The following is a 248-nucleotide window of genomic DNA, read 5'->3' as shown; positions in this document are numbered from 1 at the left end:
ATCGTTCTGATTGACGGCAGCGGTGTAGGCGATGTTGGAAACATCGTGCTGCGCGACCGCAAGCATCTTGCTGAGGACGGCCTCATGGTAGTTGTAGTCAGCCTGGATATGAAAAACTTCAAAATCCTGACTGGCCCAGATATCGTGAGCCGTGGCTTCGTCTACGTGCGCGGGTCCGAGTCTCTCATCCAGGAAGCGACAATGCTCGTCCGTCAACGACTGCAGGAAACACTGGAAAAGAAAATCAA

The 248-nt window shown here is 52.8% G+C and carries 1 pseudogene; it reads left to right on the top strand.

From position 1 onward, the window contains the following. Nucleotides 1-248 (top strand): annotated as a pseudogene (locus tag SB775_RS32365) (ribonuclease J); the annotation flags it as partial.

This window comes from Peribacillus sp. SIMBA_075 (assembly GCF_046534585.1).
Note: the sequence above shows the minus strand (reverse complement) of the source record. Positions and strands in the feature narration are given on the sequence as shown.